Source organism: Microcoleus sp. AT3-A2 (assembly GCF_036705685.1).
Lineage (GTDB): Bacteria > Cyanobacteriota > Cyanobacteriia > Cyanobacteriales > Microcoleaceae > Microcoleus.
This window is the reverse complement of record NZ_JAUBVF010000053.1, coordinates 31,723-43,750: the sequence shown is the minus strand read 5'-3', so window position 1 is coordinate 43,750 and position 12,028 is coordinate 31,723. Positions and strand designations below refer to the sequence as shown.

11 protein-coding genes and 1 pseudogene are annotated in these 12,028 nt (G+C 47.3%); 5 read left to right on the top strand and 7 right to left on the bottom strand.

Features of this window, described 5'->3' with window-relative positions:
- A pseudogene (locus tag QUB37_RS23085) lies at positions 1-245 on the top strand (calcium-binding protein); the annotation flags it as partial.
- A 48-nt stretch (positions 246-293) separates the two neighbouring features.
- On the opposite strand, the gene QUB37_RS23080 reads toward QUB37_RS23085, so the two are convergent.
- On the bottom strand, positions 294-851 hold the full coding sequence (locus QUB37_RS23080) for an NUDIX hydrolase (protein WP_333166563.1): 558 nt from the start codon (positions 849-851) through the stop codon (positions 294-296).
- A 90-nt stretch (positions 852-941) separates the two neighbouring features.
- On the opposite strand from QUB37_RS23080, the gene QUB37_RS23075 reads away from it, so the two are divergent.
- Together QUB37_RS23075 and QUB37_RS23070 are read left to right on the top strand one after the other, a co-directional pair.
- Positions 942-2,270 carry an AMIN domain-containing protein gene (locus QUB37_RS23075; protein ID WP_333166560.1) on the top strand — a complete coding sequence of 443 codons (1,329 nt, stop codon included), beginning with the start codon at positions 942-944 and terminating at the stop codon, positions 2,268-2,270.
- A complete protein-coding gene (locus QUB37_RS23070; protein ID WP_333166558.1) occupies positions 2,267-2,443 on the top strand; it encodes a hypothetical protein in 177 nt (58 codons plus the stop codon). Before QUB37_RS23075 ends, QUB37_RS23070 begins: the two co-directional genes overlap by 4 nt.
- A 117-nt stretch (positions 2,444-2,560) precedes the next feature.
- Here QUB37_RS23070 and QUB37_RS23065 read toward each other — a convergent pair whose 3' ends face one another.
- The gene (locus tag QUB37_RS23065) at positions 2,561-3,163 is read right to left on the bottom strand and encodes a DUF3172 domain-containing protein (RefSeq protein WP_333166556.1); all 603 of its coding nucleotides are present in this window, start codon (positions 3,161-3,163) and stop codon (positions 2,561-2,563) included.
- Positions 3,164-3,450: 287 nt separating this feature from the next.
- Between QUB37_RS23065 and clpS the strand changes: the two genes are divergently transcribed.
- On the top strand, positions 3,451-3,732 hold the full coding sequence (gene clpS, locus QUB37_RS23060) for an ATP-dependent Clp protease adapter ClpS (RefSeq protein ID WP_015178019.1): 282 nt from the start codon (positions 3,451-3,453) through the stop codon (positions 3,730-3,732).
- A 227-nt stretch (positions 3,733-3,959) separates the two neighbouring features.
- Here the strand turns inward: clpS and QUB37_RS23055 are convergent, their stop codons facing one another.
- Positions 3,960-4,292 carry an RNA recognition motif domain-containing protein gene (locus QUB37_RS23055; protein WP_006635107.1) on the bottom strand — a complete coding sequence of 111 codons (333 nt, stop codon included), beginning with the start codon at positions 4,290-4,292 and terminating at the stop codon, positions 3,960-3,962.
- A 288-nt stretch (positions 4,293-4,580) separates the two neighbouring features.
- Positions 4,581-5,861 (bottom strand): hypothetical protein, encoded by a 1,281-nt coding sequence (locus QUB37_RS23050; RefSeq protein ID WP_333166553.1) that lies wholly within the window; start codon positions 5,859-5,861, stop codon positions 4,581-4,583.
- Between the two features lie 408 nt (positions 5,862-6,269).
- Here QUB37_RS23050 and QUB37_RS23045 point away from each other — a divergent pair, with 408 nt between their 5' ends.
- Positions 6,270-7,652, top strand: coding sequence for a UDP-N-acetylmuramoyl-tripeptide--D-alanyl-D-alanine ligase (locus tag QUB37_RS23045; RefSeq protein ID WP_333166551.1), 1,383 nt, complete (start codon positions 6,270-6,272; stop codon positions 7,650-7,652).
- Between the two features lie 123 nt (positions 7,653-7,775).
- On the opposite strand, the gene QUB37_RS23040 is transcribed toward QUB37_RS23045, so the two are convergent.
- The 3 genes from QUB37_RS23040 to fusA form a co-directional block, all read right to left on the bottom strand.
- Entirely contained in the window at positions 7,776-8,210 is a 435-nt protein-coding gene (locus QUB37_RS23040; RefSeq protein ID WP_333166549.1) for a hypothetical protein, read from the bottom strand.
- A gap of 283 nt (positions 8,211-8,493) precedes the next feature.
- On the bottom strand, positions 8,494-9,138 hold the full coding sequence (locus tag QUB37_RS23035; RefSeq protein ID WP_333166547.1) for a Uma2 family endonuclease: 645 nt from the start codon (positions 9,136-9,138) through the stop codon (positions 8,494-8,496).
- Positions 9,139-9,439: 301 nt separating this feature from the next.
- The gene (fusA, locus tag QUB37_RS23030; RefSeq protein ID WP_333166545.1) at positions 9,440-11,524 is read right to left on the bottom strand and encodes an elongation factor G; all 2,085 of its coding nucleotides are present in this window, start codon (positions 11,522-11,524) and stop codon (positions 9,440-9,442) included.
- Between the last annotated feature and the right edge of the window lie 504 nt (positions 11,525-12,028).

Sequence of the window (12,028 nt, the reverse complement as noted above, 5' to 3'; positions counted from 1 at the left end):
TTGGGGGCACTGGGAATGATCACTTTGTGTTAAGCGCTAATAGCGGTATTGATACAGTTCTCAATTTTTCCGTAGGAGCTGATCAGTTTGTTCTGGCTGGTGGTTTGAGTTTTGAGGCTTTGCAAATTAACCCGACGGTGAATGGCACGCTGCTACAAGTTGCGGCGACTGGGGAGGTTTTGGCTCAGGTTTTTGGGGCTGATAATACTATTACTTCTCTCGATTTTCTCACTCTGGCTCCTTAAGACAAGCCTCACAAAAAACAGCGTGTAGGGTTCCATTCACACAGCACCTTACCGCTGTTTATTCAAAAATTCTAATCCTATAAAAATAGCTGCGATGCTTCCGGCTACACAAATTTCTCGGTTTTTTATTTTTAACAAAACTTCGGTAAGTGGGACTAAAACTACTTCAATATCTTCTGTAATATCCAATTGTATTTGGCGGGCAAGCTTGACATTTTTAGCAAAGTATAGGTAGATAGAATTGGTGTCTTTTACGGGGTTATCATATAAGGTTGCTAGTTCCCAAATTTCTTCAGCAACATATCCCGTTTCTTCGGCAAGTTCTCTGGCGGCTGCCGATTTGCCGCTCTCTTCAGTAGGGTTGAAAGATCCCGCAGGCAGTTCCAGCAAAATTTCGCCTGCTCCGTGCCTGTATTGGCGCACTAATACAAGTTCTTGCTGCTCGGTCGTGGCAAATACGAGGGCGATATTGGGTCGGACATTAACAAAAAAGTCGTCTATAATTTGTCCGCTTGGCAATTCTATTTCATCTTGTCTAACCTGACACCACTTGTTGTTAAGAACGAAGCGCGATCGCAATAATTTCCATTTAGTTAAATTTTTCATATCGCAATAATGCTAAACTTTCAGCGTCATCCGAACGCAAAATTTTCCCATCCATAATCTATTTCAAATCAAAAATTTCACCCAGCAGCCATGCCATACAAAAAATTACCACGAAAATTTTGGGCAGACTTAAAAAAATTGACTGTTAATTCTCTACCAGCGGGATTGTTTGCGATCGAGTCACTGAGTCTGAGTCTAGCAGTCGTCGCCGCAGTTGCAGCAGTGCCCGCAACACTGGAACGAGCAAATGCTTCTACAGTCACAAGTTGGAAATTCGATCCGGCGACAAATCAGCTAGAAATTACTCTCCCAGAGGGAACAACCCCCACCTATTCTCTACTCAACCCGTCTCAGATTGCTGTGGATTTGCCCAATACTGAGATCGGAGTAGATGCAACTCAGCTATACCCAGAAGGCACAGTGCGTTCTGTGGGAGTGAGTCAACTTCAACCGGGAACAGCGAGAATTCTGGTCAATTTGGCTCCTGGAGTCGGTTTCAGCGCGGGGAAAGTTCAATTCCAAAGAAGCGGGGTAGAAAATCGCTGGGTGTTGCGTCCTTCGATCGAACCGACTCCTATTGTGGAAACTTCCGAAACTCAACCCCAGTCTGCAAGACAAGTACCGCAAAACCAGCCGCCGACTGATTCCAACTCAACTGCTGCCACAGAGATCGATCGAGCTGAGCCTCCTAATTCGCTGAATCCAGCTACAAATTATTCGCAGCCACCAACTCCAAATGACCAAATCCGACCGCTAAGAGTGCCTTTAGTCAATGTTCGCCTTGACGAACGCCGTGGGGTACAAGCTGCTGCTCTACCCCACCTAGAGCCTCAAATAACGGCGGCGGCTGCACCCCAACAGCGGACGCTTACCTTTGGTGAACCGCTTCCTCGCGGACGATCGAATGCTCCTTTGCAGGCTGCGGCTGGGGCGAATGTCTTGTTGCCGGCAGGCACTGAACTCAGTTTGCTATACCCGGGCGATCGGGCTTTGCGCCTACAAGCGAAGCCCAGCCGAGAGGAAGTGCTGCTGCTGCAAGGGGGAATTATCGACAGTCGCGGTAATACGATCGTACCTGCTAATACGCCGGTCATCGGGCGATTTGAAACGACAAACCTCGGCACTAGATTTGTGGTCGAAGCTATTAGTCTCAACGGCCGCAATATCCCTCTGGTGGCTCGCTCAGAACCCGTGGAAGGCCGGCGGGTTCAGCCTTCCGAGCGCAGTTTGTTGCGAAATACTGGTATTGGTGGCTTAGCTGTGTTCTTGCTGAGTGGCTTTTCCGGTGTCGGTTTGTTGGCTGGAGCAGCCGCTGGTGCTGCTACAACTTACGTCACTGCTCCTCAACCTGCTACGATTCAACCCGGCCAAATTTTCCAAGTTCAGTTAACCGAAGATTTACCCCAGTTCGGTTTTTGAAGGAAGAAGGAAGAAGGAAGAAGGAAGAGGGAAGAAGGAAGAGGGAAGAGGGAAGAAGGAAGAAGGAAGAAGGAAGAGGGAAGAAGGAAGAGGGAAGAAGGAAGAGGGAAGAAGGAAGAGGGAAGAAGGAAGAGGGAAGAAGGAAAACTTTTTTCTTCCCTCGAACCTCTTAGTTCAATATTTTCTGAGAGCAGTTTTCCATTGTATGAAATAAAGTAAGGACTTAGGCTTTGCCTAAGTCCTACCGCATATCTGTAATTGACTCAACTGAAAACCGCTATATCGGCGATTTAGAAATTTTGACCTTCACTGGTTGGAGCTATCGAACCCGGTTGGTTGAGGAACAGGTTTTTAGCGCCGTCGTTTTGGTAGATACAGTTAATTTCGGGTTGAGCTTCTAGGGGGCCGGTGAACCCAAAGGTGTTCATGCGATTTTTGCAATCGCGCACTTGGTCTTGGCTGATGAGTTTTCTTTGTTCCAGAATTGCCCAGTTATTGGTTCGCAGGACGCATCCGGGGCGCATACTCGGCTGCGAGATGTAGACGTTGAATGGGTTGAGGGTGACGTAGAGGCGCATATCTGTCACCATCGCGCTTGCTCCAAACTGCACGCAAAGTTCTGGGTTCGGGGCGCTGCGATCGATAAATTCGCGGGAGGCTACGTTCTCTGGGCTAATTGTAGCTGTGGAGCTAAAGGCAATGCCAATCCCAATTCCCAGAATAAAGACGGCTGTTAAAATCCCTAGGGTGGCGGAATTGAGGAAAGAGGGTTTGCCGGACTGAGGTTGACGCCGCGACTGTCCGCCCATTGAGCCGGAGTAGTCGGAGTCTTCATCTCCTCGGGATGGGTCGCCGCTGAATCTGTCGTTGTAGGATTTAGGTTTGCGTTTCATATAAGGTTCCCTCAGTTCTGGAGACTCAACAGGTAGTAGTTTGTTATTTTTAACCGATCGCGCCTTTCTAATATTATGGCGCTAGGAAGATGGTTGCGGAGATCCCAGGACACCCCCTGTGGGTTTGGTGTTGGGTTCGCAGCTCGCGATCGACCAAGGGGCTGCCTTGTCTGAATTTTCAGATTTCAATAAAATAGCTGAAAGTGAGATAGTCTTGCACAGCGGAGGAATCCGGCTCAAGATTGTTGACAAATTTTAACATTTTACAAGTCAGGAGGTATAGATTAGTGTCTGTCGAAATTATTCAAAAGCCTTCCACAGTCCGCAAGCTTGCACCGCGCTACCGCGTTCTGCTGCACAATGATGATTTCAATCCTATGGAGTACGTGGTGCAGACTTTGATGGCGACGGTACCGAGTCTGACTCAGCCACAGGCGGTAAATGTGATGATGGAAGCCCATACTAACGGGATGGGATTGGTGATTGTTTGCGCTCTCGAACACGCTGAGTTTTATGCTGAAACGCTCAATAATCACGGATTGAGCAGCAGCATTGAACCTGACGATTAGAACTTGACGGTACTGCAACGGATTCGCGTAGCCGGTTTCAGACTCATACCGTCAACTCTCATACCAAAAAGCCAAGGGTTAGGCCCTTGGCTTTTTGGTATATTTAATCCGGTAGATATGGAAATTTGAAGAGCATAGGTTTTTCGGAACGGCCGGAAGTGGTTCGGAGCTAGGTGAGCTCTCGCGCCAATTTCAACTCTCCAATCTCAAATCTTTATCAGAGGAAATTAATAACGTCCTCCGCCGCCGCCGCCTCCGCGAGCAAATTTTCCAGGGCCACCGCCGCCCCGGTTGCCGCCACCCCGGCCGCCTTCATCTTCGCGGGGCTTAGCTTTGTTAACTTTGAGGTCGCGACCCATCCACTCTGCTCCGTCGAGAGCACTAATGGCTGCATCTTCTTCTGCATCTGTGGACATTTCTACAAAACCGAAGCCGCGGGGGCGACTGGTTTCTCTGTCGGTAGGTAGATGTACTCGCTTAACGGTTCCGTATTCGGCGAAGACGGTGGTGATGTCTTCTTGGGTAACTTGGTAGGATAAGTTACCGACGTATATCGACATGAGGAATAACTCCAAAATTTAGACAGTGCGAAGATTTCAGTTTCGGAGAGTCCCCTGCCGATACAGAAGGGCAAGTTTTTAGACAATTCTGTAGCAATGAACAAAGCCTGCAACTGAATCTGATTCACACTTGGTACTTTAACATAGAATTAGAGTTTTTTGAGTAGGTTTCAGGAGTTAATTAAGTAGTTCTAATTAAAGGTAAAACTTTTAGGGTATTCAGAAACCTGGTTGATCGGTATGATGTTTTGCCTGCTGTGGAAGCAGAGAAAGTTATGCCGCCCCCTCTCACCGCAGGAAAGATACATCCACCTTGCCAAAGTTGGTACTCAAAGCTAGGTTTACGTTTTCCAGGGCTTTGACTAACCACACCACGCCTTCTCGGGTACTGCATTCGTAGTGACCGAACAAAATTGCCAGTCGCTTTTCTAGGTAGGGTTTGACTTTGCCGCAAATTAGTACGATTTTCAGCAGCAAACCTGTGGTTTGGGTCGGCCCGAGGTTTGAGATCAGGTCGATGAAGACAAAGTGGTTGGGCCGCACAGGACTCTCTACTACTAAAAAGTTCAATAACTGGCTGCAAGTTCTGATCATTAAAAATTCATTAAACTTCTGATCATCGCTGTGGGGCAGGGTATTTTGTAGTTGCTTATACAATTTTTCGTTAAAGAGACGTTTGCCGTACCGATCGTCGGTGACAGAAGAAATCAGGTATTCGTACAAGTCGTCTTTAAAGGATCGGTAGGACCCAGTTGTGCTGGCGTTTGCCGTGAATCGGCCCGCTAGCTCTTTGTAGGTATCGGCTCCCTCTACTTTTCCGACAAAGTGCTTGAGGGCAAAGAACAGTTCCGGGTCGGTCAACAGTGTCGGGTTTTTTATCGGTTGTATAATTCTTTTGAATGAAATTGAGGTTTCCCGGCGCGCTGTTTGGGCTTTTCTCACTTGGTGAGCCACGTATTGCGAGAGGTTGACCTCAAATTGCTGCTGCTTTTGAGCTTGGATTTTTTTAATGATTTTCTGCTGTTCGTAGGTGCTGTCGTCGCTGAGGAGGCAGTGTTTGTAGAGGTAAGGGTAGCGGGGAATTAAGGTTCCGAGGGCAAGGGTAGCAGGGGTTTTGCTGTTGCTGCTATCTTCATTGTTGTGAGTTATGACTTTGGCTAAACGTTGGAGGGTGAGGTACTGTTCGCTTTCGGTAAATTGATTTGCTAATTGGGGGATGGAGGCTCGCCCCCGCGATCGATTGTATCCAAATAATATTTTGGGCGCTTCTTCAAACAAAGCGATCAATTCAGGGATGGCTGCTTGTTTGCTGGGGTAAGTTTGCCAGCGGTTGATCAGGATGTGGCAGCAGCGGTTGAGGATGTACTTGAATTCTTGTTGGGCGTGTTCTGAGGCTGCTATTTTTTCGAGTGCGTCGGCGACGGATCGATCGGGATATCCGGTACCCTGGATAAACAAAGTGCGAAAGCGGCTGATGAGTTCGGCCGGCTGCTCTCGTTGTACCAACTCCAGCCAGTGCTGGTAAAGTAGCTGTTCTTCTTCGTAACTTTGTCTGTTGTAGTCGTTCACTGTGGATTAACCCTCCGAGGCTGGGGCAGTAGCTTTCCGCGCTATTAGCTTGATGAATTGGCCCATGAAGCGCAACAATTAAGTCAACCGAGCTTCTGGCCGGATGAAGCTTAGGGGTAGAAGCTGTCAGCAGCTTAAGCCGATCGATATTTTTTGCTTAGTTAAACTATTTACCAACACCAGCATGGCATGAATTGTTGGTAATTAGCAAGGCCTTAAATACCATCGACTTTGTAAAGTATTGGTAAAGATTGTGGGTGGGTACGGGATATTTTTTTGGTGGGCCGACGATTTAGTATTAGGACGATCAAGGTCAATCCTGATCCGCAGCCTGCGGTTAGTTAAATTTGAGGTTGGGCGAGGTAGAATTAACTGTGAAAATAATTATTTGAAATGTGAGTGCTGGTTATGGTTTGTCGCGTAAGTATCGCCCAACTTGCTGAAATTTTAAATGTACCTTTGCCTGCTATGTCTAAGGGCGTTTTGACAGCTTTAGGGACAGGTATTGCCACAGATACGCGCACTCTTGAGGGGGGCGAAGTATTTTTGGCGCTGCGGGGAGACAATTTTGATGGCCATCAATTTTTGGCAAAAGCCCGTGATTTGGGGGCGATTGCGGCGATTGTCGATCAAGATTGGCAAGAGGAATTGCCTAATTTTCCGCTGTTGCGCGTTGACAACACTTTAAAAGCTTACCAGTCGATCGCCCGTTGGTGGCGTGACCAATGCAGTATACCTATAGTTGCTGTTACTGGTTCTGTAGGTAAAACTACAGTTAAAGAGTTAATTGCGACGGTTTTGTCAACGAAGGGAAATGTTCTTAAAACTCAATATAACTACAACAATGAAATTGGCGTACCAAAAACTCTGTTGGAGCTTTCACCGACCCACAATTATGCTGTAATTGAAATGGGAATGCGCGGCAGTGGAGAAATTGCGCTGCTGTCGCAAATTGCTCGTCCTACTGTTGCGGTAATTACTAATGTAGGAACGGCCCATATCGGACGCTTGGGATCGGAAGATGCGATCGCCCAAGCTAAGTGCGAACTTTTAGCCGAAATGCCTGCTGATAGCATTGCTATTCTCAATCACGATTGTGACAGATTAATCGCAACTGCGACCGAAGTTTGGCAGGGAAAAACTTTAAGTTACGGTTTAGAAGGCGGGGATTTCTGCGGAGAATTGCTCAACAATGATACAATACTTATAGAAGGTATGGAATTGCCGCTGCCGCTGCCGGGACGACACAATGCTCTAAATTATTTGGCAGCTTTGGCGGTAGGCAAAGTTTTAGGTATTGATTGGGAAGTTTTAAAGCAAGGTTTATCTGTGCAGTTACCGGATGGACGGGCACGCCGCTACGATTTGCCCAATGATATTGTGATTCTGGATGAGACTTACAATGCTGGTTTGGAGTCGATGTTGGCGGCCCTGAGACTGTTAGCAGATACTCCTGGAAAGCGCCGGATTGCGGTGTTGGGAACGATGAAGGAATTGGGCGACAGGGCGATAGACTTTCACCGACAAGTGGGAAGGGCGGCGCGAGAGTTGAATCTCGATGGTTTATTTATTTTTGCTGATTTTGAGGAAGCAGCGGCAATGGCTGCAGGTGCGGCGGGTTTGCATTTTGTGGAGATAGGAGATATTACAGCCAAGGATGGGCAAGAAGATTTAGCAAAGCGGTTGTTGGGATTTGTCGAAAAGGGCGATCGGATTTTATTTAAAGCTTCTCATTCAGTTGAGTTGAATCGAGTTGTGGAGAAGTTTAGGGCAGATTTTGTGGGGGAGTAATAGAAAAGAAATTTTTGGGATTTGAAATTATGCGATCGCTTCTAGTCGATCGCCGCCTCCAACTCACGTTTCGATCGTTGATGCGTAGGGTAAGATGCCCATCTGCACCTAAGTCCCGATGGCTCAATATTTTGATAGCCCTCTGGCCTCGATTTCGATATCGGGATCGAGCTCAATTATTGAAATTTTGGCATTTTCAACTACTGTATTTCCCATCATTGTATTGTGCATTGCCTCAAACTTAGATTCTTCCTTAGCAATTCGTTCGTAGTGCAAAATTACGTGATAACGCTTTTCAATAGGCTCTCCAGAATCTGAAATTTCCACCGCGTCCCAATCTATATTTTGAGATTGTTCGGCTTGCTGGCGGTAGCGAGAGGCTAAATTTTCTAGGGCGATCGCGATCGCGTGTTCTTTCGTTTGTCCGTAAACATTCATTGTATCATTGGGGCGATCGCTCAGAGACGACGAAATCTGACAAAGATACTGCCCGTTTGATTGAGCGCAAACGTCGATCGCAATTGTACCAGCAGTGCGATCGGGATTTATTTGAGTCATGTCAACCTCGCTATTTTATGAAATAAAATTGCTAAATTGTATCTGGGTCAATATTTAATTCTCGCTGTTTTGCGGCCGGGCGATCGGCTCTTGTTGACCACGTTACATCTCTATCAAAATTGAGATGGAGGAGAACATTAGCGATACGGTTTAAGATATGCAAGGGCGAAATAGGGATAAATTTGAGGCTCTCGCGCGAGTCATCCATCCGCGTCAGTCAGCGTTCATCTGCGGTTGCTAAAAAGAGCATCAAACGCAGCCATCCCGATCGTGAATCGCCCGTTCATTCTCCTGACTGAATTTGACTCCTCACCCACTCCCGGAACAAGCGAATTAAAGCATTTTCTTTTGTAGTCCTTCTCAATTCCAAAAAGCGCAGCATCTCAACTTGCGACAAAAAAGGAAAAGTCGGAGACACATCTCTTTCTGTATATTCCTGTGCTTCCAACTGATAAATTATTAAACGATTTCCGTCGTAGCGCCAAACTTCCGGCACGCCTAAACTTGCATATAAAGAAAGTCGATCGATCGAACTGCTAGTCACGTCAATTTCCACAACTAAATCTGGCGGCGGATCTTGATTGAGATCGATTTGTTCTTTGTCCCAAACCACATTCTCATTTTGGATATAGTAGCACTGATCCGGTTCCAAACCGCGAGCCAAATCTTCGCGCCTGCAAGTTAGAGAACCCAAACTGCAAATTTCAACATTCAATTCATCACTCACACTTTCTACAAAACGTCCCAAGATTTTTTTGTACTTTTCGTGGGGTGCTAAAGGAGTCATAATTTCTAAATTTCCGCGATCGTAAGTCAGGCGAATTCCTCCCTGTTGGGTTAACTCATTCAGCAGGGATTCGTAAGTTTTCCAGCTAATGTTTTTCAGCAGAATTCCGCTAGTTTGATTCTGGATCAGGGTGGCTGTCATGGCTACCTGCCTGGGTGTTAAATTATTGATTGTATATTAGCAAACATTATCTTGATTGACGGGCGATCGCTCTTTTAGAGAGACTTTTGAAGGGAGCATCTCTTTCAAAGACTAAAAAGCATTTGTGAGGAGTGTGATCGGGACGTTGGCTCTGTTGTATATCCCTAGCGGGTTTTGACAGCTCACACTCCTGTGAAAATAAAATTGGGATACTTCCATTGACCAAGGTTAAAAACTAGATTTTTCTAGTTTTTAACCTTGGTGATTGACTGCGACAAATCAATTCGTCGTAGTCAATACATTACTTCGCAGCTTGACGCTCTTTTGCCGCCTTAATCACTTCTTCAGCGATGTTATTCGGACAAGGAGCATAGTGCGAGAAGGACATTGAGAACTGTCCGCGCCCAGAGGTCATAGTACGCAAATCGCTAATGTAACCAAACATTTCGCTCAACGGCACATCGGCCTTGATCCGTGCTCCTGTCTGGCTTGTTTCCTGAGATTTCATCATCCCCCGGCGGCGGTTGAGGTCGCCGATCACGTCGCCCATGTAATCATCTGGAGTGAATACATCGACATTCATAATCGGTTCGAGCAACTGAGGCCCGGCTTTCGGCAGAGACTGACGATAGGCCGCTTTGGCAGCAATTTCAAAAGCCATTGCTGACGAGTCAACGGGGTGGAAACCGCCTTCTAGAAGCGTGAATTTCAAGTCTAGGCAAGGGAATCCAGCCAAGACGCCTTTGTCGATGCAGCTTTCAAAGCCTTTTTCGACGGCTGGCCAATATTCTCTCGGTACACTACCACCAGTCACTTTTGACTCAAATATGAAGCCACTTCCAGGCTCACCAGGCTCGATCACGTAGCCGATTTTGGCGAATTGACCGGAACCACCTGATTGCTTTTTGTGGGTGTAATCGTCTTCGAGGCGCTTGGTAATCGACTCGCGGTAGGCTACCTGCGGTTCGCCGACTTCTACTTCGATGCCGTGGGTGCGCTTGAGAATGTCTACTTTGATGTCGAGGTGTAACTCGCCCATCCCCTTGAGAATCATTTCGCCGCTTTCTTGATCCGTCACCATGTGGAAGGATGGGTCTTCTTGCACCATCTTGGTGAGGGCTGCTCCCATTTTTTCTTCCGCGCCTTTTTGTTTCGGTTTGACCGAAATCGAAATAACGGGATCGGGGAATACCATCGGCTCTAGGGTTGCGGGATTTTTGGGGTCGCAGATGGTGTGTCCGGTGCGGACGTTTTTCATGCCGACGATCGCCACAATGTCCCCGGCTTGGGCCGATTCAATTTCTTCGCGAGAGTTGGCGTGCATTTCCACCAAACGGCTGATGCGCTCGGTTTTACCTGTGGCGGTGTTGAGTACGGTGTCGCCCTTGGACAGAGTACCGGAGTACAAGCGTGTGAAGGTTAGAGCGCCGTAGCGATCGTCCATGATCTTAAACGCAAGTGCCCGCAATGGCCTATTGGGATCGACAACGGCAAACTCGCCGGTTTCCTCGCCATCAAGATCGACTTCTGGCTGCGGTGTGACTTCCATCGGGTTTGGCAGGTAGTCAACTACGGCATCTAGAACCAACTGCACGCCTTTGTTTTTAAACGATGAGCCGCAGTAGGTGGGGAAAAATGCCCGATCGCGAGTACCTTTGCGAATGCAGCGCTTCAGGTCGTCGAGGCTCGGCTCGTTGCCTTCGAGATACTGTTCCATCAGAGTGTCGTCTTGCTCGACGGCCAGTTCGATCAACTGTTCGCGCCAAGTTTCGACATCATCGACCATATCGGCGGGGACATCTTTAATTTCATAGTTCATCGGATCGCCGGAGTCATCCCAGATCCAGGCTTTGCGGGTCAGCAAATCGACTACGCCACAAAACTTTTCTTCTATGCCGATCGGCAATACCATCACCATCGGTTTAGCTGCGAGGATTTTATCAACTTGCTTGACAACGCGGTAAAAATCTGCACCCGTGCGATCGAGCTTGTTGATGTAGATAACGCGAGCGACTTTGGAATCGTTAGCGTAGCGCCAGTTGGTTTCAGATTGCGGTTCAACTCCACCCGAACCGCAGAACACACCAATGCCACCATCGAGAACCTTCAAAGAACGGTAAACCTCGATCGTAAAATCGACGTGTCCCGGAGTATCAATGATGTTGAGCTGATGATCGTTCCAGAAGCAGGTGGTAGCAGCGGATTGAATCGTAATACCGCGCTCTTGCTCCTGTTCCATGAAGTCAGTAGTCGCCGCGCCTTCGTGAACTTCACCAATTTTGTGGATTTTACCTGTCAGTTTCAGGATTCTTTCTGTTGTGGTGGTCTTGCCAGCATCTACGTGGGCGAAGATGCCAATATTTCGATAACGAGTGAGATCTTTCATAATTACTGTTGAGATTAAATTCGACGAACCGTCGGCGACCACCTGCAAGCGTAACCAGCGAGGAATCAATGTTGCCTTAGGCGCCAGTACAGGCTAGATTTCCTTTCCCCTGTTTCTGGCAGAACTATCTTAATTTTGACACTTTCCCGTCATTCCTGCGAAGGATTTTTGGTTTAATCAGTACGGGAATCCTTACAATTCATAAAAATACCCTAGACCAAGGGAAAAATTTTCTGTGAAAGTTAGGTTGGGTTAAGAAAGTAGGTTGGGTTGAGGCAGGCGTACCCAACAAATTCGTGTTTTTGACGCTTCGCTCAACTTGATATTTTGCACCATTGTCAGCAAAACGGTATAAAGCGGGTTTTCCTGACAAAAAACCTAATATTTTACGCGACTTTGTGGCAAGAAACCCGGTTTCTGACATTAAATAGGTAGGTGCAAATAAATCAGCCTACGAGGAGAGGGCGCGTGAGTGCAGCAATAAACTGGCAGCTTTGATATATC

Excerpts from the sequence above, each read along its gene's own strand:
- QUB37_RS23080 (WP_333166563.1), bottom strand. The coding sequence starts at position 851 with ATGAAAAATTTAACTAAATGGAAATTATTGCGATCGCGCTTCGTTCTT.
- QUB37_RS23075 (WP_333166560.1), top strand. The coding sequence starts at position 942 with ATGCCATACAAAAAATTACCACGAAAATTTTGGGCAGACTTAAAAAAA.
- QUB37_RS23065 (WP_333166556.1), bottom strand. The coding sequence starts at position 3,163 with ATGAAACGCAAACCTAAATCCTACAACGACAGATTCAGCGGCGACCCA.
- QUB37_RS23055 (WP_006635107.1), bottom strand. The coding sequence starts at position 4,292 with ATGTCGATATACGTCGGTAACTTATCCTACCAAGTTACCCAAGAAGAC.
- QUB37_RS23045 (WP_333166551.1), top strand. The coding sequence starts at position 6,270 with ATGGTTTGTCGCGTAAGTATCGCCCAACTTGCTGAAATTTTAAATGTA.
- QUB37_RS23040 (WP_333166549.1), bottom strand. The coding sequence starts at position 8,210 with ATGACTCAAATAAATCCCGATCGCACTGCTGGTACAATTGCGATCGAC.
- QUB37_RS23035 (WP_333166547.1), bottom strand. The coding sequence starts at position 9,138 with ATGACAGCCACCCTGATCCAGAATCAAACTAGCGGAATTCTGCTGAAA.
- fusA (WP_333166545.1), bottom strand. The coding sequence starts at position 11,524 with ATGAAAGATCTCACTCGTTATCGAAATATTGGCATCTTCGCCCACGTA.